The organism is Lysinibacillus odysseyi 34hs-1 = NBRC 100172, from assembly GCF_001591965.1.
Lineage (GTDB): Bacteria > Bacillota > Bacilli > Bacillales_A > Planococcaceae > Lysinibacillus_B > Lysinibacillus_B odysseyi.
The window spans coordinates 221,821-243,553 of the sequence record NZ_BCVX01000005.1; the positions used below are offsets into that span (position 1 = coordinate 221,821).

General features: G+C 43.1%; 23 protein-coding genes. 3 read left to right on the forward strand and 20 right to left on the reverse strand.

Features of this window, described 5'->3' with window-relative positions:
- Window positions 1-45 precede the first annotated feature (45 nt).
- From ccsB to BOD01S_RS10370, 7 genes are all read right to left on the reverse strand, one after another.
- Window positions 46-1,230: a c-type cytochrome biogenesis protein CcsB gene (gene ccsB, locus BOD01S_RS10340; RefSeq protein ID WP_036154284.1), complete on the reverse strand. Its 1,185-nt coding sequence runs from the start codon at window positions 1,228-1,230 to the stop codon at window positions 46-48.
- Window positions 1,227-2,879: a cytochrome c biogenesis protein ResB gene (locus tag BOD01S_RS10345; protein ID WP_036154282.1), complete on the reverse strand. Its 1,653-nt coding sequence runs from the start codon at window positions 2,877-2,879 to the stop codon at window positions 1,227-1,229. The genes ccsB and BOD01S_RS10345 overlap by 4 nt, the downstream gene beginning before the upstream one ends.
- 12 nt (window positions 2,880-2,891) lie before the next feature.
- Window positions 2,892-3,425 (reverse strand): thiol-disulfide oxidoreductase ResA, encoded by a 534-nt coding sequence (gene resA / locus BOD01S_RS10350; protein WP_036154280.1) that lies wholly within the window; start codon window positions 3,423-3,425, stop codon window positions 2,892-2,894.
- A 113-nt stretch (window positions 3,426-3,538) separates the two neighbouring features.
- The gene (locus BOD01S_RS10355) at window positions 3,539-4,273 is read right to left on the reverse strand and encodes a pseudouridine synthase (RefSeq protein ID WP_036154278.1); all 735 of its coding nucleotides are present in this window, start codon (window positions 4,271-4,273) and stop codon (window positions 3,539-3,541) included.
- Window positions 4,274-4,487: 214 nt separating this feature from the next.
- Window positions 4,488-5,447, reverse strand: coding sequence for a D-alanyl-D-alanine carboxypeptidase family protein (locus tag BOD01S_RS10360; protein WP_036154276.1), 960 nt, complete (start codon window positions 5,445-5,447; stop codon window positions 4,488-4,490).
- An 11-nt stretch (window positions 5,448-5,458) separates the two neighbouring features.
- Window positions 5,459-6,040, reverse strand: coding sequence for an SMC-Scp complex subunit ScpB (scpB, locus tag BOD01S_RS10365; RefSeq protein WP_036154274.1), 582 nt, complete (start codon window positions 6,038-6,040; stop codon window positions 5,459-5,461).
- Window positions 6,015-6,791 (reverse strand): segregation/condensation protein A, encoded by a 777-nt coding sequence (locus tag BOD01S_RS10370; RefSeq protein WP_036154271.1) that lies wholly within the window; start codon window positions 6,789-6,791, stop codon window positions 6,015-6,017. The genes scpB and BOD01S_RS10370 overlap by 26 nt, the downstream gene beginning before the upstream one ends.
- An 82-nt stretch (window positions 6,792-6,873) precedes the next feature.
- Here BOD01S_RS10370 and BOD01S_RS10375 point away from each other — a divergent pair, with 82 nt between their 5' ends.
- Window positions 6,874-7,365: a DUF309 domain-containing protein gene (locus tag BOD01S_RS10375; protein ID WP_322786776.1), complete on the forward strand. Its 492-nt coding sequence runs from the start codon at window positions 6,874-6,876 to the stop codon at window positions 7,363-7,365.
- Between the two features lie 67 nt (window positions 7,366-7,432).
- Here the strand turns inward: BOD01S_RS10375 and BOD01S_RS10380 are convergent, their stop codons facing one another.
- The 13 genes from BOD01S_RS10380 to BOD01S_RS10440 form a co-directional block, all read right to left on the reverse strand.
- Complete coding sequence (locus tag BOD01S_RS10380) at window positions 7,433-7,792, reverse strand: GNAT family N-acetyltransferase (RefSeq protein ID WP_036154269.1); 360 nt, start codon at window positions 7,790-7,792, stop codon at window positions 7,433-7,435.
- A 235-nt stretch (window positions 7,793-8,027) separates the two neighbouring features.
- Complete coding sequence (lysA, locus tag BOD01S_RS10385) at window positions 8,028-9,341, reverse strand: diaminopimelate decarboxylase (protein WP_036154267.1); 1,314 nt, start codon at window positions 9,339-9,341, stop codon at window positions 8,028-8,030.
- A 158-nt stretch (window positions 9,342-9,499) separates the two neighbouring features.
- Window positions 9,500-10,942, reverse strand: coding sequence for a spore germination protein (locus tag BOD01S_RS10390; protein WP_036154266.1), 1,443 nt, complete (start codon window positions 10,940-10,942; stop codon window positions 9,500-9,502).
- Window positions 10,939-11,715, reverse strand: coding sequence for a SigF/SigG family RNA polymerase sporulation sigma factor (locus tag BOD01S_RS10395; RefSeq protein WP_036154264.1), 777 nt, complete (start codon window positions 11,713-11,715; stop codon window positions 10,939-10,941). The genes BOD01S_RS10390 and BOD01S_RS10395 overlap by 4 nt, the downstream gene beginning before the upstream one ends.
- Before the next feature lie 12 nt (window positions 11,716-11,727).
- Complete coding sequence (gene spoIIAB / locus BOD01S_RS10400) at window positions 11,728-12,165, reverse strand: anti-sigma F factor (protein ID WP_036154261.1); 438 nt, start codon at window positions 12,163-12,165, stop codon at window positions 11,728-11,730.
- Complete coding sequence (locus tag BOD01S_RS10405) at window positions 12,158-12,511, reverse strand: anti-sigma factor antagonist (protein ID WP_036154259.1); 354 nt, start codon at window positions 12,509-12,511, stop codon at window positions 12,158-12,160. Before BOD01S_RS10405 ends, spoIIAB begins: the two co-directional genes overlap by 8 nt.
- A gap of 253 nt (window positions 12,512-12,764) precedes the next feature.
- Entirely contained in the window at window positions 12,765-14,522 is a 1,758-nt protein-coding gene (locus tag BOD01S_RS10410; protein ID WP_036154257.1) for a SulP family inorganic anion transporter, read from the reverse strand.
- A gap of 256 nt (window positions 14,523-14,778) precedes the next feature.
- Entirely contained in the window at window positions 14,779-16,029 is a 1,251-nt protein-coding gene (locus tag BOD01S_RS10415; protein WP_052124828.1) for a thymidine phosphorylase, read from the reverse strand.
- 84 nt (window positions 16,030-16,113) lie between these two features.
- Entirely contained in the window at window positions 16,114-17,292 is a 1,179-nt protein-coding gene (gene deoB, locus BOD01S_RS10420) for a phosphopentomutase (protein WP_036154255.1), read from the reverse strand.
- Window positions 17,293-17,404: 112 nt separating this feature from the next.
- Window positions 17,405-18,307 carry a site-specific tyrosine recombinase XerD gene (gene xerD / locus BOD01S_RS10425; protein ID WP_036154253.1) on the reverse strand — a complete coding sequence of 301 codons (903 nt, stop codon included), beginning with the start codon at window positions 18,305-18,307 and terminating at the stop codon, window positions 17,405-17,407.
- A gap of 201 nt (window positions 18,308-18,508) precedes the next feature.
- The gene (gene fur / locus BOD01S_RS10430; protein WP_036154250.1) at window positions 18,509-18,958 is read right to left on the reverse strand and encodes a ferric iron uptake transcriptional regulator; all 450 of its coding nucleotides are present in this window, start codon (window positions 18,956-18,958) and stop codon (window positions 18,509-18,511) included.
- Window positions 18,959-19,021: 63 nt separating this feature from the next.
- Window positions 19,022-19,531: a hypothetical protein gene (locus BOD01S_RS10435; RefSeq protein WP_036154248.1), complete on the reverse strand. Its 510-nt coding sequence runs from the start codon at window positions 19,529-19,531 to the stop codon at window positions 19,022-19,024.
- Window positions 19,532-19,664: 133 nt separating this feature from the next.
- Complete coding sequence (locus BOD01S_RS10440; RefSeq protein WP_036154247.1) at window positions 19,665-20,204, reverse strand: NUDIX domain-containing protein; 540 nt, start codon at window positions 20,202-20,204, stop codon at window positions 19,665-19,667.
- Between the two features lie 83 nt (window positions 20,205-20,287).
- Between BOD01S_RS10440 and BOD01S_RS10445 the strand changes: the two genes are divergently transcribed.
- Both BOD01S_RS10445 and BOD01S_RS10450 read left to right on the forward strand, forming a co-directional pair.
- Complete coding sequence (locus BOD01S_RS10445) at window positions 20,288-21,178, forward strand: aldo/keto reductase (protein ID WP_036154245.1); 891 nt, start codon at window positions 20,288-20,290, stop codon at window positions 21,176-21,178.
- Window positions 21,175-21,651: a VanZ family protein gene (locus BOD01S_RS10450; RefSeq protein WP_036154243.1), complete on the forward strand. Its 477-nt coding sequence runs from the start codon at window positions 21,175-21,177 to the stop codon at window positions 21,649-21,651. The genes BOD01S_RS10445 and BOD01S_RS10450 overlap by 4 nt, the downstream gene beginning before the upstream one ends.
- Window positions 21,652-21,733: the final 82 nt, after the last annotated feature.

A 21,733-nucleotide genomic window follows, 5' to 3' on the forward strand; every position in this document is an offset into this window, starting at 1 on the left:
AGAGGAGCCGTAAAATACGGCTCCTTCCACTGATTTCACGCACAATTATGCGTAAGAATGCAAGCCTGCGATGACAAGGTTTACTACAACCAAGTTAAACATGATAATCAAAAAGCCGATTACTGTTAGCCAAGCAGACTTTTTCCCTTCCCAGCCTTTAGAGAGGCGCAGATGCAGGAATGCCGCATAGAACAGCCATGTAATAAGCGCCCATACTTCTTTTGGATCCCAGCCCCAGAATCGGCTCCAAGCGATTTGTGCCCATATCATGGCGAAAATCAGGGCTCCAAGGGTAAATACAGGGAAACCGATCAATACAGCACGGTAGCCGATTTCATCCATCAGCTGTGAGTTCACCCGCTTTAATAATGGCTGAATCATGGCTGTTACCGAACGGCGGGCAATTAACCGGATTAATACATATAAAACGCTGCCAAATAAAATCGACCATACAACCGTTGTCATTTTGCTGGCGTCAAAGAGCGCAGGCACTTCGACAAACGGAGTCATCCGATCTTCAGAGAGCGCCACATAATCATTCGGTCCAAATATTGCCGGCATGTGGTATTCTACTACTTCTGTTTTGCCCTCTTGCGTAACATGCTCGAAGCTCGCCTCGTAGCCGGCAGCCCGGAACGCTGTTGTTGCCACGACAAATCCGATGACAAGCACACAGAAAAACATAACGGCTTCCAACCAGAAACGCTCTTTTGTTGCTTTTTTTGCATCTACGTTTTTCAATAAGTAGATAAGCCCGGCGACTGCACTCATTGAGAGAATCGACTGACCAAGCGCAGCTGTAATTACGTGAATTGTCAGCCAGTAACTTTGCAAAGATGGAACGAGCGGACTTACATCTTTTGTAAACATAGAAGCATAGGCGATAATTAACAATGCAATCGGCAGTGCAACGACACCCAATGCTGTTACTCTATACATAAAGTAAATGATGATGAAAGATAATATGATGAACATACCAAATGCAGTTGTAAATTCAAACATATTACTTACAGGAGCATGTCCTGTGTATATCCAGCGAGTAATAAAGTAACCAAGCTGAGCAAGGAACCCGACGATCGTAATACTAATTGCAATTTTTCCCCATTTATCAGCGCGTTTTGCTGCTGTATCTTCCTTCTCCTTGATCGCTCCTCCAAACAGGAATGTACCAATCAAGTAGCAGATAAACGCTACGAATAGGAGGTTACCACTTAAGTCAATCAAACTCATAAGGTATTGTCACCTTCCTTTTTACTTTCTTCCTTTTCAGCTTCCACCTGATCTATATAAGCTGGAAGATGCGCAAATGCCGTCACAGCATCCATTTCTTTTTTCATACCAAACCAGTTTTTATTTGTATGTGCTGCAAGACGTACCGTACCATCAGGCAGTTCTTCCACCCACAGGCGGCGGTGAGCCCAGTACGAACCGATTGCTACACCCAGCATGAATATCATACCACCAATGAATAAAAATGGAATCGTTTTATCTTTACGAATAGTCAAACCTGACATATTCCGTGTTTCGACTCCCTGGAAGGACATCTTGTAAGTGTTCTCACCTAAAGGCTCAAGCGTCTGCTGGATTGCCACAAAACTTGTCTCCCCTTCCGGCTTTTCAGGTGTATACATTCGGAAAATAAACGCCGGATTGTTTGGTGTTGGAGAAGCAGTCTGTGGTACACCTTCCTCAAATCCGGAGAAGTCTGGTAAGTACGAGACAATTTCTACACGTGTATCGTTATTCAGTATATATTCTGTTTCAGGACTTGACAGGTCGATTGTTATCTCTCCGAGTGAATCGCCTGATGTTTTGTTTGTTAGTGCAAATTTCATTGTTTTTAATTCATTTAAACCATAGTCCATTTGGTAAATAGCGTACCCGTCGTGCTTAAGCGGAGAATTAACTTTAATTTCATATTTGTCGACAACTTTCAGGTTATCCGTTTGGCCTGGCAAGTCACCTTCCTGCTGTTTATAGAGCGTTACGTTTGTCTGGTAGTTTTTTGCCATCACATTAACGCCCTGCTTCAGCTGTTCTTCTGTAGGCTCGTTGTCGTACGTTTCCAGGATAAATTTATCATTATGGATGAAGTAGCCCTCCATCCCGGGAACAGCCCGTAATTCTCCTTCACGCAACCATGTGGACTCATCTATGTAGAAGCCGGGTAATAGGCGCAGCATGACAGCACCTAGAAAAATAATTAACCCTAAGTGATTAATATAAGGGCCGTAACGGGCAAACCGGTTCTTTTCTGCCAAGAGTGCATTGCCTTCCCGGCGGACCTTATATTTCATGTCCTTCATTTTTTTCTCTACAAGGTCAAGCGTCTTCCCTTGCTCAGCAGTAGGTACTCCCTCAGCCACAAGACGCTGACGCTTCATAAAGCTTGAGTGGCGTTTTACACGCTGGTTTTTTAACGATTTATGCAGCGGCAGTCCCCGGTCGATACTCGCCACTATAATTGATACACCAAGCATGCCGACTAATATTTGGAACCACCAGGAAGAATAAAGATCTGACAGCCCTAAATTATAGTAGAGCGTGCCAAATGTTCCGTACGTATCTTCATAGTATTTTGCTTTTTCTGGTGCACTGGACACGCTTACATAAAACTCCTGAGGCAGGATCGTACCAATCGAAGCTGCAACGAGATTCAAGATAATAAGCGTAATTCCCACTTTTACACTCGAGAAAAAGTTCCAGATCTTATCGATGATGGATTTGTTGTATGTTTTAGACCGAATCGCAATTCCATCATAGCGCATGTCTACTAACTTTTTTTGCTTTTCTTCTTCTGTTAACGGACGGCCGCATTTCCCGCAGAGCTTCGTGCCGACAGGATTTTCATGGCCACATTCACATGTAATTTTTTCCATATTGTAAGACTCCTATTCCGGCTTAATAGACTCCATATGCGCGGCAATCTGTGCTTCTGTCATTTCACCTGTAACGATTTTTTCTATTTTTCCTTCTTTATTGATCAAAATCGTTGCTGGTAGATTGGTCACGTTATACGCTTCCATCACGCTTTTTGTTTGGTCGATCGCCACCGGGAAAGTCATGCCCATGTTTTTCACATAGTTTTTTACTTCGAAATCCGATTGAGCAATATTAAGGGCCAGCACATGTACACCTTGTGATTCGAACGATTTATACTGCCTTTCAATTGCCGGGAACTCCCTTTTACAAGGGTCACACCATGTTCCCCAGAAGTTCAGAAGCACCCCTTGCCCCTTATAATCCGATAAACGGTGGACTTTACCATTTAAGTCCACCAATTCAAAATCGGGTGCCTCTGCTCCCACTTTTAGTACGTCGACTTTGTCTTTTGTAAAAGTTGTATATACCGTATAGCCGATTGCTACCGCTAGCAGTGCTAAAATGATTCCACGACTAATGGATCTCTTTCTCTTTTTATCCATTTTTCGCATCCCTCCCCAATCAGGCAAATTCATAGTCCATTATACCAAATATTGCGTTTAGGCCTTCTATGGATTATGAATGATTTATGAACGTTTACACTATATGGTTAGTGTTAATCCAATCGTCCTGTCTCTGCAAGTACACGCAATTGTTTTACTTCATGCTTCGTTAGCTGACGGTATTCCCCCGGCTTTAAGCTGCCTAGGTCAAGAAATGCAAAGCGCTCACGTTTCAGTTTTACAACTGGTGTACCGATTGCTTCAAACATACGTCTTACTTGGCGGTTGCGTCCTTCATGAATCGTAATTTCACAAATGGCCTTTCCTGCCTTTTCATCAAATGATGTCATGCTGACTTTCGCCGGTGCTGTCTTGCCGTCTTCAAGCTTAATACCGCGCTGCAGCTTTTTTAACCCTTCAATCGTTGGGACACCTTTGACACGGGCGACATAGGTCTTATCAATTTTAAATTTCGGATGTGTCAATTGATAGGAAAACTCCCCATCGTTCGTCAACAATAAAAGTCCCGTTGTCTCATAATCAAGTCGTCCCACTGGGAAAATACGCTCCGGTACTCTCTTTTTAAAAATATCCACGACCGTTTTACGTCCCTTATCATCTGTTACAGCAGAAATATAGCCCTTTGGTTTATAAAGCAGGAAGTATACCTTGTCCTCTTTTTCCAGCTTTACTCCCTCTACCTCGATTGTGTCAGAGTTGGAAACTTTTGTCCCAAGCTCTCGTACAACCTTCCCATTTACCTTTACTTTGCCTTCCGTTATTAACTGCTCTGCTTTACGTCTCGATGCTACACCTGCGTAAGCAATAACTTTCTGTAGTCTTTCCATAAGCTCACCTCATTGATTTGTACGCCACACAGTAACGTGTAACTAGACTAAGTTATTCCCAATAATCTGTTGAAAATTATGTCATACTTTGACGAAAACATAAAGAGAAATAGCTTTATTCCCAACTTTCCGCATATTTTCCACTGAGTATACGAACCGCACCATTTTTCCTCTGTTTTTTCGTAACTAGCCCAATAAAAAAAGAAGACCATCATCAGTCTTCTTGAATGGATACCGCTTGTGAAAAAATGACCTCTTTCCCGAGTGAAACCTGCCAGATGGCCCGTTCGTAATCACGGCGGGCAATGAGTGTGTGATGAATATCCTCTCGTTCTTCTTTTGTAAGCAGCAAGGATATCGGTTTTTTTACTGTAACCTTTGCGTTAGGAATCAAGTACTCTCCTGCTGGAACAAGCTCATAACTTTCGTACTGCGCTTCTATTCTATCCGCTAGCTCCTTATGGAATAACCAGTCGTTCGACTCATTGATTGTCACGACGACGAACTCTTTATCCCCTCGTTCGAAATAGGTCGCTAATGTACGTCCTGCCACCTTTGTATAGCCTGTTTTTCCTGCAATGGCTCCTATTCCTTGGGACAATAGCTTATGCTTGTTCTGCCACACATTCTCCCCTTTATAAAGAACCGTTGTGGAAATCTTTCGGAAGGTCTCGTTCTGCATGGCTATCTGCAGCATCTTTGCCGTATCTTCTGCCGTGGAAAGATGCTCTTCATGATGAAGCCCGGATGGATTTGTAAACATCGTACTGCTCAATCCATACAGCTCTGCTTTATCATTCATCAGCTTTACAAACCCATCGACCGACCCTCCAATATGTTCTGCAATGGCCGTGGCGGCATCATTACCCGAACGCAGCATAAGACCATACAATAGATGTTCCAGCTTTACCTCTTGTCCTTCCTCCAAATAAATCGAGGAGCCCTCACTATAGGCAGCACGCTTGGACACTGTCACCATATCATCGAGACGGCCGTTTTCTATGGCAATAAGGGCCGTCCACATTTTTGTCAGACTGGCTATCGGCAAGCGTGCATCCTCGGCCTGTCCTTCCAGAAGTCGTCCCGTCTGTGCATCAACTACTGCATAGCTGGACGCTGCCTCCACTTTCACCGGCACGAGCAGCAATAACAACATCAGCCAAATTTTCTTCAAGCCTACGCTCCTTATTCGTTAAATGCTTCCTGGAACTTGGTCATGAACAAATCCGTTGCTTCCTCCTCTTCAGATTCCTCTGTCGGCAGAGGGGGCAGCTCAGAAATGTCCTTGAGGCCAAAGTAATTGAGAAACTCCTTTGTTGTACCGTAAAGGATTGCACGCCCGGTCTTTTCGGCCCGGCCCACTTCCTGAACTAAAGCACGTGATACGAGTGTTTGAATTGGACGCTCACTTTTTACTCCGCGCAAATCCTCCACTTCTGCCCGTGTAATGGGCTGCTTGTACGCAATAATGGCCAACACTTCAAGTGAAGCAGATGTCAGCACTTGGCTTGTTGGATTTTCCACAAGCTTTTTTATTGTGTCGGCTGCGGATTGCTTTGTCGTTAACTGGTATGTGCCAGCTAACTGCTTGATTGTGATGCCATGATCTTCCGCTTCATTATATTTCGTCTCCAGCTCACTTAGTCCTGCTTCTACATCAATTACTCCCACATCTAAATATTGTGCAAGTTGGCGTGACGTCATACCATCATCTCCTGCAACAAATAATAAAGCTTCGATTCTACTCATCAAATTCTTCGAGTCCATCGCCAATTTCCTCCTTTTGTAGTAATACGGTCAGTTCTTCAAAGTTGTTTGTCTGCTCTACAAAGACGACTTGGCGTTTCATTAATTCTAATAATGATAAAAACGTGACAATCAGTGTTTCCTTATCCTCAAATGGGAATAGTTCTGTAAACGTTGTCCGGCCTCCGCTTTTCTTTAGCCGATCTACTACGGCAAACATCTGGTCCTTAATAGAAATCTCCTGTCTGGCTACACGTGTCTTGAGCGGTTTTTTCAACTGCTTGCGACGCAGCAGCTTTTGAAACGCCGACAGCATATCATAGACATTGACTTCTGTTTCGAACAGTACTGTCTGTTCAGCCACAGCATATTCTGAAAGGTCGGCTGGCGGCCTTGTATAAACTTGTGCCCGCTCTTCTTCGAGCGACTGGAGATTCGTTGCAGCTTCCTTATATTTTTTATATTCGATTAGCCGCGTTACAAGTTCCTCACGCGGGTCAGGTCCGTCTTCGATAAATTCAGCATCCTCTAATTCTCCCTCATGAATGGGAAGGAGCATCCTGCTTTTAATGGCCAAAAGCGTTGCAGCCATAACTAAATATTCACTCGCTTCATTTAGCTCCAGTTCTTTCATCGTATGGATATGGTCGATATACTGCGCTGTCAGCTCGGCCATCGGGATATCATATATATCAATTTCCAATCGGTGAATTAAATGCAATAATAGATCGAGTGGACCTGTAAATGCTTCAAGTTTCACTTCATAACTCATTTGTATGCCACCTGTCGTTTGTATATAAATGGTTCAATCATAGTATAGAGGAAAGGTGATTCATTTGCCATATACCCATCCATTGTATGTAGCTTATTGTACATATTTTAACGGCAACCAGGACTATTTTGAATGCCACGAAGTATTCGAGGAATACTGGAAAGAGGTTGCGCCTGGGGATAAGGAACATGTCCTTGTCGGACTTGTACAACTCGCGACCGGCATGTACCATTGGCGCCGGGGCAATTTTAATGGTTCTGCAAGAATTTTAACAAAATCTCTTCACATTCTCCAACAGAACCGTCATTCGGCTTTTTTAGAGCCGCTCGATAATAGATTGCTAGAGCAACAAATCTTCCAGGCTATTGAAGCTATCAAGCAGCAAAAACCTTTCCAGCCATTCAAACTGTCTATTCTTGATCCTGTTTTCCGAGCCACTGTCGACTCAAACATTGCTGCGCTTCCTCCAGCTGATGAGGAATATCTTCTTCATAAACATATGCTGCGCGACCGGAGTGAAGTACTCGAAGCCCGCATGACAAAAATTGCCATGAAAAAAGAAGGGAGAAAATGACCTTATTTCTTCCCATTTATCATTCATCAAGCGCTTCCCATATTAAAAAGGATGGCTCAAAATCGAGTCATCCTTCTTCTAATATTGGCATGCATTTTTGGACAAAAGGTTCGGTTTCGTCGTTTGGCTTAATCTCCGTAAAAAGATTAAGATCACGCAGCTGCTGAAGCATTTCCAGGGCTACCCCTTCTCCGCGGTACGACGGAATAACAGTAATATGCTGAATCGTCGCCACAGTATCTTCCGTACGTACGCCGATAATCCCAACATATTCCTCGTCCTCTTTCCATAAATAAAGCATCCAGTTATCCAATTGTTCATATTGTTGAATTGTTTCCATCAACCGCCGGACATCCTTCTCCTGTGGCATGAAGGATAACAGTCCCATAGCGATTTTTTCAAGTGCTTTTTTGTATCGTACTAGCATTGTCATATTCCCTCAATTCTAACCACTGCACATCCTACCAAAACTGCTGAGGAAATGCAATATCACAATTTTCCAAGTGGCAGTCTGTGGCCTCTATTACAGTAAAACGGATTATTGCCCGTTGAATATCGCAATTAATGGACTAATGACATAGATAAATAACAGGGCCCAAGTAGTAACACCTACAAATAAACCAAGTCCCCATTTTGCCTGTCTTGATAATTTCAAAGCTTACTCACCCTTTTTTTAATGTTAACGGAAGATCATTGGCTACGATATCTTCATAGCTTTCGCGCTTAATCACCAGCTGGTGTTCGCCTGCTTCTGCAAAAACTACAGCCGGCCGTGGTACGCGATTATAATTAGAAGCCATTGAATATCCATATGCCCCTGTACAGAAGATAGCTAAAATATCACCAGCCTCTGCCTGCTGCAGTGCTGCGTCAATGATCAGCTTATCGCCTGATTCACAAAGCTTTCCTGCTACTGTATAAGTAGCGTCCTTTTCCTTGTCGGCTTTGTTTGCAATGATTGCCTCATATTTCGCATCATAAAGGGCTGGGCGGATATTATCGCTCATTCCTCCATCGACTGCGATATACTCGCGTATACCTGGTACACTCTTATGTGAGCCTACTGTATACAGCGATGTACCAGCGTCTCCTACGAGAGAGCGGCCCGGCTCAATCCAAATCTCCGGCATTGTTAATTTTACCGCTTCTGCCTCAGCTTGTACAGATTTAATCATTTCTTCCACGTAAACATGCGGCTCCAGCGGTTTGTCCTCTTCCGTATAACGAATTCCAAAACCGCCGCCAAGGTTGAGCACGGAACATTCAAATCCGTGTGCCTGTTTCCACTCACCCATTTTTTTCATTACTTTCCTGGCAGCTAAAGCGAAGCCATCCGTTTCGAAAATCTGCGAACCGATATGACAGTGCAATCCAAGCAAGCATAAAAATTCATGATCTTTTACTTGAGCGAAGGCTTCATCAGTCTGCCCGTTATTCAAATCAAAGCCAAATTTCGAATCGGCCTGACCTGTCGTAATAAAATCATGGGTATGGGCTTCAATCCCAGGTGTCACACGAAGCAGAATGCTCATCTTTTGCTTTCTTGCCTCTGAAATTTCTTTTAACAAAGTAATTTCATGGAAATTATCTACAACGATACAGCCGATTTTTGTATCGAATGCCAGTTCTAGTTCCGCTATAGATTTATTATTACCATGGAAATGGATGCGTTCTTCGGGAAAGCCAGCCTTGATTGCTGTATAAAGCTCTCCCCCAGATACTACATCTAATGAAAGGTTTTCTTGTGCAGCCAGCTGATATGCAGCGACACATGCAAATGCTTTGGATGCATATGCTACTTGTGCTGTCACACCAAGTTTTTCAAAAGTATCTTTAAATCCACGTCCACGCTTACGGATAAGCGATGTATCGTATACAAATAGCGGTGTACCGTACTGTTTTGCCAGTTCCACTGTATCTATGCCACCAATTGTTAAATGCCCATTCTCAATTGTCTGTGTCCCGTATAAATGCATTTTCTCTCTCCTCACTCAGAAAATAGCAGCTGCTAATTTTCTTAAAAGTCACAAAATATCTTATCTGAACTTTAACATAGTGAAGAGAGCCATGCAACGTATGTTTATACATTTCAAACCAAATAATGCATAATTATTACTTTTCCAGACATCTTTATTCATGAGCGCTTGCGTTTCTTCGCACCGACAATATATGGCCTTAACGCATCATCTGCCATTGGGAAACGAAGCATTACTCTTGCAAATGCTTTAGGGAAGAATGGAATTAATGGCCATAAATATGGAATCTGCATTGGTCGTAATGAATATAAATACAGAAGAATTCCAAAGCTTGCAATGAAGAAACCGTTTGCAGCAAATATAGCGGTAGCAGCAAGCAATAGCTGTCTGAATACCTTCATGGAAATACTTAGCTCATAATGCGGGATAGCAAATGTCAAAAGCGCCGTAATAGCGGTATAAAGAATGGCCTCTCCCGTGAACAACCCTACATTGATGGCAATATCCCCAATCATGATCCCTGCAATCAACCCCATCGCGGTAGACAGCGGAGAAGGGGTATGAATGGCGGCAATCCTTAAAAATTCAATCCCGATATCTGCCAAGAGAAGCTGCAAGTATAAGGGGACATGCGATTTTTCAGATACACCGATAAAGGATATATGATGCGGCATTATTTCTGGATGTGTTGCCATCAAGTACCAGAAAGGCAGCAAAAATAGACTTAAGAAGGCAGCGATATACCGCAGTCCTTTCATGACTGTACCAATCAGCGGTGCTTGTCTATATTCCTCCGCATGACTCAATAAATGAAAAAGAGTAACCGGCATAAGCATGACAGATGGCGAGGTATCTACCACGATTGCAATATGCCCCTCCAGCAAATGCGCTGCTACGATATCCGGCCGCTCCGAGTACCGAACGAATGGTACCGGATTAAACTTCTGTTTAAATATCCATTCTTCAAGCGATTTATCTGCCATCGTCAGCCCATCATGATGGATTTGCTCGAAACGTTTTTTAACCCATTCCAAATGCTCCTGGTTGACAACTTCATTCATATAGCAAATCGCTACATCCGTTCTCCCTAATGTCGAAATTTGCTGTAGCTCAAACCGTAACTGAGGGCTTCTGATCCTACGTCTGATCAATGAAGCATTAATGATAATATTTTCAGCAAAGCCATCACGCGAACCCCGGATAACCCGTTCATTGTCCGGCTCTTCGGGATTTCGACCCGGATAATTCCGGAATTCCGTTGTATAGCTATAACCGCTTTTTGTAATAATCCCGACTTGGCCACTTAGCACACCAAGCAGGAATTTTTCCGTCGATAATGATGGACTGATACTTTGGAAGTTAAAGTGGGCATAAAAGTATGCCTCCTCTTCCTCAATATCATCATGGTGATTATGCTGTAAATGAACGAGCATATTGGTCAAATTTGCATTATCGACTAACCCGCTGACATATATAAGCAGTGCGGGAAGCTCTTGAATATACACGTCCTGCATTACTAAATCGAACGATACGCCCTTCCCGAACTGACCTTCACAAAATTTGCGTCCTTCTTCTAATGATGTAAATAGTTTATTTGTCATTTATGCACCGTCTTCTTTGTTGTCGCTTCCATCCAGACTTTCAACTGCGCCAGTATCTTTTTCTCAAGACGTGACACTTGTACTTGGGAAATCCCCAGGCGTTCTGCAATTTCGGTTTGGGTCAAATCCACAAAATAACGCAAATAAATGATGGATTGTTCCCGCTTACCAAGACGTTTGAGCACCTCCTTCAACGGAATATAATCAAATGGCAGCTGTGATTTTTCATCACGCATTTGATCCATTAACGTCACTGAATCCCCTTCATTTTCATAGAGCTGCTCATGAAGAGACGCCGGGTCGCGCATCGCATCAGTCGCCATGATAATATCATCTACCGACACCTCCAGCATCTCCGCCAGCTCTACCATGGAAGGCGGCTTTTCATTGGTCTTCATATAATTTTCCGTCGCATGACGGATCTTAAAATTCAGCTCCCTGATTGAGCGGCTTACCTTTACCATCCCGTCATCTCTTAAAAAACGCTGAATTTCACCAATAATCATCGGTACAGCATAGGTCGAAAACTTTACCTCATATTTCAAATCAAACTTATCAACGGATTTCATCAGGCCAATACAGCCAATTTGAAATAAATCATCCAGCTCAATTCCACGGGATGAGAAACGCTGGACAATGGACCAGACAAGTCTTGTATTGCCTTCAATCATCCTTTTCCGCGCGGCATCATCGCCATTTTGCGCACGTGCAATCAAATCTCGCATTTCTTCCTGTGTCAATAATGTTTCTGACGGCTGTTCGATTGTCTCCATCCCCCTAATTCATCACATCGCTATAGCTTGGATGGGCGAAAATTTTTTTGTAAACGTAATCGTTGTACCGTGGCCTATATGTGATTCAACCCTGAACTCATCCGAGAAGCTTTCCATAATGGTGAAGCCCATGCCTGATCGCTCCTCGTGACCTTTCGTTGTAAACAGAGGCTCTTTAGCTGATTCGATATCAGGTATACCGCGCCCCTCATCTTTAATCGTGACACTTAATACTTCTCCATCCAGGATGGCGTGTACCGTTACCATGCCGTATGCACCGTCATATCCGTGGATGATCGCATTGGAAACAGCCTCTGACACAATCGTCTTACATTCAGCCAATTCCTCTATCGTTGGATCAAGGTGTGCAATAAAGCTTGTCACAGCAATCCTCGCCAAACTCTCATTTTCGCTTTTTGCTAAGAATGAAAGGATCATTTCGTTATCCATTTACAATCCCCCTCGCCTGTGAAATTGCTATTTCTTCTCCCCCATGCATCATATAAGCAGCAAGTCCAGAAAAACGGAAGATTTTTTCCATCGTTGGTGAAGGATTTAGGATGATTGTACGGCCACTCACTGCATGCAGCTCCCGCATACGTCCCAAAATTAGTCCTACACCAGCGCTGTCCATAAACTGTAAATATTCTAAATTCCAAATAAGTGTTTTTAAATCTCCTTGCAGAATGGTCATTGAAATTTGGGATCTCACTTTTTCCACTTCATGGTGATCAAGCTCACCGTATAATTTAATAATCGCTACTTCATTTGGATACATTGTAATTTTACATTTCATCGCTTCTCCTCCTTCGTCTCCTTGATTTCGAGAGCAGGAGATAATCTCCTTTCCAACCGACAAAACTAGTGTTCATTCTGCGTAAGTAGTGCTTAATAGACAAAGGGTTTACTGACAGTATAGGAAGGCTTTTCTATTTTTATACATTGAAACCGTTAAGGTGGATATTAAAGGATTCTAATTATTATCTATTAAATAAAAAGCTCCAATCGTATTTTGACAACGCAAAAAAACAGGAGCGCTTCCGCTCCTGTTAACTTATGATTTTTTCATGTACAGAAATAATATCCGGCTCACCGCCGCTTGATAACTTTGTGCATTCTTTGAAGGCAAAATGCTTACAACCTAAACACTTTCGAAGCTGGAGATGACGCATTGCTCCATCTATGGCAGCGCCAGTTCGAGAAAAGAAGTTTTCAGCTCCTATTTCCTGTGTCAGCCCGTTTGTGTCAAGTATCGTTTTTAGAGCCGGCTGCACACCCGTTACAAAGAGGGTGCCGCCTGATGCTTTAAAATGCTTGACAATATTCCGGAAGTATTCCTCACCGGTCGTATCAATGAACGGCACCTTCCCCATACGCAAAATCAACACTTCCGGGCGGTCGTTAACTGCAGATAATACAGCATCCTCGAATGTTTGAGCGGCTCCGAAAAACAGCGGTCCTTCGACTGTATATATGCTGATTTGCGGACAGTCATGCCCCTCTGTTACAACGTGCGGGAATACCTTCCCCTGCTCTGTACTATGGTCTGGAAGCACTTTTGCCACGACAAGTATTTCACTCATCCGTTTAGCAAATAAAACAACCGCAAGTCCAAGTCCAACTTCAACGGCGATTGTAAGGCTTGTAAAGACTGTCAGTAAAAAAGTGACAATCAGAACAAGTGAATCTCCTGTTTTTAATTTTAAAATATGAGCAAAGTGGTGGCGTTCACTCATATTCCAAGCCACAACCATTAAGACAGGCGCAAGACTAGCCAATGGTATATGGACAGCTAACGGCGCTAGTATAAGCAGGGTCAGCAACACAAAGACCCCATGAATAATACCAGACATCGGCGATACTGCCCCTGTTCGAATATTTGTTGCTGTCCGGGCAATTGCCCCTGTCGCCGGGATGCCGCCAAACAGCGGGGTGATAATATTGGCAATCCCCTGCCCAATGAGCTCCCGATTGCTATGATGTTTGCTGTTTGTCATACCGTCAGCTACTACCGCTGATAATAGCGATTCAATTCCGCCAAGCATGGCGATGACAAAGGCCGGACCAAGAAGGGAATAAATAACCTCCCACGTCATCTCCGGAACATGAAACTCCGGCAGCGTATTTGGGATCGCTCCATAGGTAGAACCGATTGTAGCCACTTGACCGTTAAAAAAGACATCTGTCATGACAGCAGAGACAATAATCCCCACTAAAGCACCCGGAACTTTCGGTGCGATTTTCGGTGTCAGCAAAATCAGCGCCAGGCTGATCAGCGCTATAAGGATTGTCGTGACATTAAACGTATGGAGATGTGCAACGATATCCTTCAATGTATCAAGCAAATATTCATGCTGTCCAAGTCCTTTTAAGCCAAGGAAATTCCCGATTTGCCCGGTAAAAATAATGACGGCAATCCCAGCTGTAAACCCTACCGTTACTGGTCTTGGAATAAACTTAATGAGGGAGCCTAATTTTAATACCCCCATTAATACGAGCATCAAGCCCGCCATAATGCCAGCAATTAATAAATTTTCATACCCATATACTAGTACGATGCCGAGCAAGATGGGAACAAATGCGCCTGTAGGTCCACCAATCTGGTATTTTGAGCCACCTAGCAGCGAAATGAGTATACCAGCAATAATTGCTGTATAGATTCCGTACTCAGGCTTTACACCAGAAGCAATGGCGAACGACATAGCCAGCGGAACTGCCACAATTCCCACAATCGTTCCCGATAATAAATCCTTCTTAAAATGGTTGAAGGTATATCCCTCAAACCGTCCCGTCCAAAAACGTCTCATTCCATCCCTTCTCTTCCTTAAATTTGAGAAAAAATAACATTTTCGACAAAAATTCATTACTATTATACCATATTAAATCCACTTTAAAATAGAGAGTCCTAAATTAATTACTAGGGATTCTTCCCTAGTTTGATATTCCGATATAATATATTGTATCATTTCAAAATCCTTTATCGTTATATCACAATAAATATCTGTTCATTCATACATATTAAAAATTGAAAAAGCCCGATTTCACTAGAAATCGGGCTTTTAACTATTTAATTTGAAATGCTGCTGCTGCCTTTTCTGTCATTTCATCCGTCACCGGTATGTTCGCATACAGAATCGCCAGCGTATCACCAGCCTGAATGGAATCTCCATTTTTCGCTACAATCTTGATCCCTGCATCAAAATCAAGCTTTGATTCCTTAGTGAGACGGCCTGCACCTAACATAACAGATAATTCACCAATTGCCAGTGCGTTTACGCTTGCAATTTGTCCTGCTGTTGGAGCCTTTATCTCGTATGTGTGAGCTGTTTCCTTCGTCTTCAAATCAGCTACATTACCGCCTTGTGCTTTGACGAACTCAAGGAACTTATCCTTTGCTTTCCCATTTTCGATTACTTCCCGTACTTTGACAGCTGCCTCTTCCTTCGAGCAATCAGTTGCCAGCATGTACATTAAGGAAGCAACCTCTACACAATCTTCCACTAAATCTTTATGTGTAGCTTCTTCATTTCCGCTTAATACATCCAGCGCTTCTACTACTTCCACCTTGTTACCGATGAAACGTCCTAATGGATTGTTCATGTCGCTTAATGTGTAAACGATTTTACGGCCGAATCGTTTACCGATTTCTGCCATTTTCTCAGCCAGAATCTTCGCTTCGTCCTTCGTTTTCATGAATGCACCGTTTCCGTATTTCACATCAAGCACGATGCCGTCTGAACCACTCGCAATTTTCTTACTGATGATGGAAGAGGCAATCAGCGGGATAGAGTCTACTGTTCCTGTTACATCACGCAGAGCATACAGCTTTTTATCTGCCGGGCAAAGATTGCCTGTTTGGCCCGCAACGGCAATGCCGTGCTTTTTCACGTTCTCGATGAACTCTGACTGGCTCAGTTCAACATGGAAGCCTTCAATCGATTCCAGTTTATCTACTGTACCGCCTGTAATACCAAGACCTCGGCCGCTGAATTTTGCTACCGGGATGCCAAGTGCTGCTAAAATCGGCGCCACTACTAAAGTTACTTTATCGCCGACACCACCTGTGCTGTGTTTATCCACTTTGAAGCCTTCGATGTCAGATAAGTCGATGACGTCCCCTGAGTTGACCATTGCCTCTGTCAGGTAAAACATCTCTTCATCTTCCATACCGTTTAAACGGATTGCCATCAGGAGAGAAGAAGCCTGATAATCAGGAATTTCTTCTTTTGTATAGCCATTAACGAAGTATTGAATTTCCTCTTTCGTTAATGGTTGTTTATTTTTCTTCTTTTCAATAATTGATAAAATATTCATCGTAACACTCCCAGCATGCAAATTTAAAAACGCTCCGTCTCAAGATTGATGACGCTTTCATCTATTATGGCAAATTTCTGCCGTTTATTTTAAATCCGATAAGAAGCTCTTGCCAAATTTCGGCGCAGCTACTCCAAAGTTTTCCGCAACTGTAGCGCCAATATCCGCAAATGTCGTACGAAGCGGCAATTCAGCACCCGCTGCAAATCTTGGGGAGTATACGATTAAAGGTACATATTCCCGTGTATGGTCTGTGCCGGTAAATGTAGGGTCGTTCCCATGGTCCGCTGTAATAATTAATAAATCATCCTGCGATAACGCTTCCAAAACTTCCGGCAGGCGACGGTCGAATTCCTCCAGCGCTTCACCATAACCAATTGGATCGCGGCGGTGACCGAAGTTTGCATCAAAATCTACCAGATTCAAAAAGCTCATCCCATGGAAGTCACGACGTACAACAGCATTTAATTGATCCATACCATCTGTGTTATTTTTCGTACGAATCGCTTCTGTTACACCTTCACCATTGAAAATATCGGAAATTTTTCCGATAGCAATTACATCAAGACCTGCATCTTTCATTTCATTCATTGTCGTACGACCGAATGGAGAAAGAGCATAGTCGTGGCGGTTTGATGTACGTACAAAGTTGCCGGGCTCTCCGATAAATGGACGGGCAATGACACGGCCTACTAAAAATTCTGGTTTAAGTGTCAGCTCGCGTGCAATTTCACAGATTTTATACAGCTCATCAAGCGGAATGATTTCTTCATGTGCGGCAATCTGTAATACCGGATCGGCCGATGTATAAACGATAATCGCACCTGTTTCCATATGTTCTTTCCCATAGTCTTCAATGACTGCTGTCCCGCTATACGGTTTATTACAAAGCACTTTGCGCCCAGTACGTGTCTCAAGCTCAGTGATTAATTCAGGCGGGAAACCTTCCGGATAGACTTTAAAAGGCTTGTCAATGTTAAGACCCATGATTTCCCAGTGGCCTGTCATCGTATCCTTTCCGACTGACGCTTCCTGCATCTTGCCGTAATAAGCTTTCGGTGTTTCTGCAGGTTCAATTCCTTGCAGCTTACGGATGTTCGATAATCCGAAAGAACCCATTACAGGCATGTTCAGCCCGTTCATTTCTTTTGCAATATGTCCTAGTGTATCAGAACCAAGATCACCAAATTTTTCAGCATCCGGCGCCTCACCGATACCGACAGAGTCCATAACGATTATGTGTACTTTTTTAAATGAATTCATGACTTTACGTCCTCCTCTTTCCTACCCTTTCATTTTATCAAAAAACTCGAATAAATAAAGGTCAGACATCCGACGCAGTAAATTTTTTTAGAGTTGCTTTACTATTTTGTGACTAAGCACGCGGATGATACTGTTTATATACCTCTGATAGACGGGTTTTGCTGACATGTGTGTAAATCTGGGTCGTTGAAATATCGGCATGGCCCAGCATTTCCTGAACGGCACGTAAATCTGCCCCGTTTTCGATTAAATGAGTGGCAAATGAATGCCGCAGTACGTGCGGTGTCAGCTCTTTTTGAATATTGGCCTTCTGGGCATGCTGCTTAATCAGCTTCCAGCAGCCCTGTCTTGTTAATCTTTTCCCTCTTTGGTTAATAAATAACGCATTCGTTTTCGGATAGCTTCCCTGAAGCTCATAGCGGGCACGCTCCAAATATTTGCTTACTGCATTTAATGCCCCTCGTCCAAGCGGTACAATTCGCTCTTTACCGCCTTTCCCGAATACACGGACAAATCCCATTGTCAGGTGAATATCTTCCAAATCCAGCTCGATCAGCTCTGAAATTCGCATGCCGGAAGCATATAATAATTCCAGCATCGCCACATCACGGACTCCCTGTGGTTTTGAGCGGTCCGGAGCTGCAATCAATGCATCAACCTCATCAATCGACAGCACTTTTGGCAACTTCTGCTCAAGCTGTGGCATCTCCAGATGGACTGTCGGATCGGTCGTTGTGACCTTTTCCCGCAGCAAGAACTGATGAAATGAACGGATCGAGGAAATATGCCGTGCAACTGTACGTGCTGTCTTGCCGTTATGCCGCAGATTTTCCAGGTGCAGAAGGATATTTTCCCGGGTTACCTCATTAAAATGTTTCAGGTGCTGCTCTTCTTCCAAATGTGTTGCATATGCCTCCAAGTCTCGGCGATAAGAGGCTAATGTATTCGCTGAAAGCTGCCTTTCCACACGGATAAAATGAATATAATCTTCTATTGGATATGTAAATGCGTTCATCATCACGCCTCCTGCTCCTGCTTATACAATTTGTTATTGAAAAATTTATTGAGATACAGTTTTCTTCAAATAGAAAGCCGTATTTAAAACAGCCTTATAGTATGCATTATACTATAAGGCCCTTTTCTATTTATATTCTTCTATTGTCCCGTAGAAAAATAAAAAGAACAGCCCCCTCAAGCTGTTCTTCGTTACGAGTTATTACTCTTCTCCGTTGTCTTGGCAACGATGACAAATTCCGTGGAATGTCAATCTGTGATCTTTAATGATAAAATTCCAACGCTTTTCTACAATCTGCTCTACATCTTCCAGTAAATCTTCCTGGATCTCGTCTACTGCACCACACTCGATACAAACTAAATGATGATGGAAGTGTGCGGCACCTTCCTGACGCAAGTCATAGCGCGATACGCCATCACCGAAATTAATTTTATCGACAATTTTAAGCTCTGTCAGCAGCTCCAATGTTCGATACACTGTCGCAAGACCAATTTCCGGGGCTTTCTCCTTTACCAAAAGGTAAACGTCCTCCGCACTTAAATGGTCCTCCTCATGCTCAAGCAGAACTGCTACCGTCGCCTCTCGCTGTGGCGTCAGCTTATAGCTAGCACTATGTAATTGCTTTTTAATACGATCAATACGGCTCTCCATGTGACGCCCTCCTAAACTCTCTTTATTATACCAAATGAGCAAAACTTATTACAAGATAATGATTTATTTTAACACGTACGAAATGACTGCAATTTCCAAAGAAAAGATGACACCGATAAATAAGAGGAGTATACCGCCTTCCCGCAGAGAGAAACGTTCCTTCTTTTTTGAGGCCTTATGTGTCGCTACCAAATATTCACAAAATACGACAAGCATGACAATATATAAAAACTGGAATGGGAACCACCAAACTCCGTAGGCGAGCAGCTCGTTTTTTTGGGCTAGTAAATAGACCGAACTGAACCCAAAAAAGCAGGTTCTAATTGCAATTCCTACTTTTGCTATGCTAAAAAAATACGGATGCGTTGCAAATAATAGCACAATACTCATAAAAATAGCTATTGGAATGATTGATTCTACCAAAGTAGGCGTTGATTCGAACAAGAGACGCCTGTCCAATATTTTAATAACCTTTGTTGCCTGTGCAAGTGAAAATAATTGAAAAAACGCAACCCCCGCTATAAAGCTGACTGTGATCATCGCTGTATTTTGCCATAAAATACTTTTTCGCATGTTGTCCCCCCTTGTCCTACACTGTATGCTCAGACAGAAGGGATATGACTAGTTTTTAATAGGCAATTTAATGGAGATTTTCATAGAATGCCAGCCTCTATTCCTCTAATGTTGTTACCCTCTTTATTCATTTTCACTCTTGCATTTTTAACCAAAGGATGGCGAATGCAGTTTTGGCATCAAAGATTTTCTGCTCTGCTACCATTTGCTCGCCCTCTTCTACTGTAATCTCCATTAGCTCTATAAACTCATCCTCATCCATAGCAGCACGGTTTTCAATTTCATATAACCCGCGTGCCACAAACAGGTGAATAATTTCATCTGCAAATCCCGGTGATGTTGCAAACGATTGAAGGTATGTCAGTTCCTTGCAGCCGTAGCCTGTCTCTTCTTCCAGCTCGCGTACAGCTGTTGTAGCCGGCTCTTCTCCAGGCTCCAGCTTTCCGGCCGGAATTTCAATAATCGACCTTTCCAATGCTTTCCGGTACTGCTCTACTACTACTAGCTTTCCTTCCTCCGTAATAGCAATAACAGCAACAGCTCCAGGGTGGTTAACAATTTCACGCTTCCCCGTTTCGCCATTTGGCAATGTGACATCATCTATCTTTAACGTAATAACTTTTCCGTTATAAATCTCTTCTGACCGAATCGTTTTCTCCTCAAATTTCTTCATTTATAGGACCTCGCTTGTCGTTATGATTGATTTCATTGTAACATTAGTAAAAGGACGAACAAATAGATAAGGGGGCAATATTGATGAAAAAACGTACACTTGGCAAAAGCAGCTTGGAAATATCCGAACTGAGTCTGGGCTGCATGTCACTGCCGCCAACAGTTCACGAAGCGCGCCCTATTGTAGAAGCCGCCCTTGATGCCGGTATTACTTATTTTGACACAGCGGATCTATATGATAAAGGAATGAATGAAGAGGTCATCGGTACTGTTTTAGCACCTTACCGTAAAGACATCATCCTTGCGACAAAGGTCGGCAACCGGTGGGTGGAAGGAACAGACGGCTGGACTTGGGATCCCTCCCCCGCCCATATAAAAGCGGGAGTCAAGGAGAGCCTGCGCCGCTTGCAGACAGATTATATTGATGTCTATCAATTGCACGGAGGTACAGCGGATGATCCTTGGGAAGAGATAATCACTGCGTTCGAAGAGTTGAAAAAAGAAGGTCTTATTCGTGAATACGGAATCTCTTCTATCCGCCCGAATGTATTTATTCCATTTTTAAAGAGCAGCAATGCCATCAGCAATATGATGCAGTTTAGCATGCTTGACCGCAGAGCAGAAGAATGGTTTGGTGAAATAAAGGACTGTGGTGCTTCCATCGTTACCCGCGGATCAATTGCAAAGGGCTTGCTGACCAACGAATGGCAAGTACGTATGAAGCCTTACATGAGCTATAGCGAGGAGGAGCTGCAGCAAGTGATCTGCCGCCTTGAAAAAGAGTACAACGACATCCATGCGCTATCACTTGCCTTCAATCTGTCATTTGATGTAGTCGCCTCTACCGTCATTGGAGCCCGTACAGCGGAGCAGCTTGCGGCATCTGTTACAGCCTATCAGAAAGCCCAGCAGATTAGCGATGTATCTGAGGCAATGAGCCAGCTTAAAAAGGATATTTATACAGATCACCGATGAAAAAATATGTTTTCTTCGTTGTACTCGCTGTCATAATTGTCTGTATCGCTTCCAGTACATCTTATGAGCAGCAAACGATTGTACCCGAACTCGAAACGGTTCTGGAAAACAAACCGTTCGAGGATCAGCTTAGCAAGCTTCATCTTACGTATTGGGGCAGACCAATTTCTGTGGAGACAAGAGGGTATTTTTACTTTGTAGAATTTTTGATTCGGAAGAGCACACATTTTGTCGGATTCGGCATTATAGGCGTATTGTTTTTCCTGCTTTATCGTAAGCTTGGCTGGCGTTTTTCTGCTTTATTTGGAATAGGCAGTATTTTTCTGCTTGCATCGCTCGATGAGTTCCGCCAAACATTTACGGATGGCCGGACTGGTATGTTCGGGGATGTACTGATCGATACGGCAGGAGCCATCTTTTTTATCACTATTACCACAAGTTTTCTAGCAATCAAAAAACGAGTTTTCTCTTAACGGAAACTCGTTTTTGTTTTAAATTTCATATTTTACTAGTATGGTGTTTTAACTATAACTGCTATTTACCATCCCAGAATAA

Excerpts from the sequence above, each read along its gene's own strand:
- ccsB (WP_036154284.1), bottom strand. The coding sequence starts at position 1,230 with ATGAGTTTGATTGACTTAAGTGGTAACCTCCTATTCGTAGCGTTTATC.
- BOD01S_RS10345 (WP_036154282.1), bottom strand. The coding sequence starts at position 2,879 with ATGGAAAAAATTACATGTGAATGTGGCCATGAAAATCCTGTCGGCACG.
- resA (WP_036154280.1), bottom strand. The coding sequence starts at position 3,425 with ATGGATAAAAAGAGAAAGAGATCCATTAGTCGTGGAATCATTTTAGCA.
- BOD01S_RS10355 (WP_036154278.1), bottom strand. The coding sequence starts at position 4,273 with ATGGAAAGACTACAGAAAGTTATTGCTTACGCAGGTGTAGCATCGAGA.
- scpB (WP_036154274.1), bottom strand. The coding sequence starts at position 6,040 with ATGGACTCGAAGAATTTGATGAGTAGAATCGAAGCTTTATTATTTGTT.
- BOD01S_RS10370 (WP_036154271.1), bottom strand. The coding sequence starts at position 6,791 with ATGAGTTATGAAGTGAAACTTGAAGCATTTACAGGTCCACTCGATCTA.
- BOD01S_RS10380 (WP_036154269.1), bottom strand. The coding sequence starts at position 7,792 with ATGCTAGTACGATACAAAAAAGCACTTGAAAAAATCGCTATGGGACTG.
- lysA (WP_036154267.1), bottom strand. The coding sequence starts at position 9,341 with ATGCATTTATACGGGACACAGACAATTGAGAATGGGCATTTAACAATT.
- BOD01S_RS10390 (WP_036154266.1), bottom strand. The coding sequence starts at position 10,942 with ATGACAAATAAACTATTTACATCATTAGAAGAAGGACGCAAATTTTGT.
- BOD01S_RS10395 (WP_036154264.1), bottom strand. The coding sequence starts at position 11,715 with ATGGAGACAATCGAACAGCCGTCAGAAACATTATTGACACAGGAAGAA.
- spoIIAB (WP_036154261.1), bottom strand. The coding sequence starts at position 12,165 with ATGGATAACGAAATGATCCTTTCATTCTTAGCAAAAAGCGAAAATGAG.
- BOD01S_RS10405 (WP_036154259.1), bottom strand. The coding sequence starts at position 12,511 with ATGAAATGTAAAATTACAATGTATCCAAATGAAGTAGCGATTATTAAA.
- BOD01S_RS10410 (WP_036154257.1), bottom strand. The coding sequence starts at position 14,522 with ATGAGACGTTTTTGGACGGGACGGTTTGAGGGATATACCTTCAACCAT.
- BOD01S_RS10415 (WP_052124828.1), bottom strand. The coding sequence starts at position 16,029 with ATGAATATTTTATCAATTATTGAAAAGAAGAAAAATAAACAACCATTA.
- deoB (WP_036154255.1), bottom strand. The coding sequence starts at position 17,292 with ATGAATTCATTTAAAAAAGTACACATAATCGTTATGGACTCTGTCGGT.
- xerD (WP_036154253.1), bottom strand. The coding sequence starts at position 18,307 with ATGAACGCATTTACATATCCAATAGAAGATTATATTCATTTTATCCGT.
- fur (WP_036154250.1), bottom strand. The coding sequence starts at position 18,958 with ATGGAGAGCCGTATTGATCGTATTAAAAAGCAATTACATAGTGCTAGC.
- BOD01S_RS10435 (WP_036154248.1), bottom strand. The coding sequence starts at position 19,531 with ATGCGAAAAAGTATTTTATGGCAAAATACAGCGATGATCACAGTCAGC.
- BOD01S_RS10440 (WP_036154247.1), bottom strand. The coding sequence starts at position 20,204 with ATGAAGAAATTTGAGGAGAAAACGATTCGGTCAGAAGAGATTTATAAC.
- BOD01S_RS10445 (WP_036154245.1), top strand. The coding sequence starts at position 20,288 with ATGAAAAAACGTACACTTGGCAAAAGCAGCTTGGAAATATCCGAACTG.
- BOD01S_RS10450 (WP_036154243.1), top strand. The coding sequence starts at position 21,175 with ATGAAAAAATATGTTTTCTTCGTTGTACTCGCTGTCATAATTGTCTGT.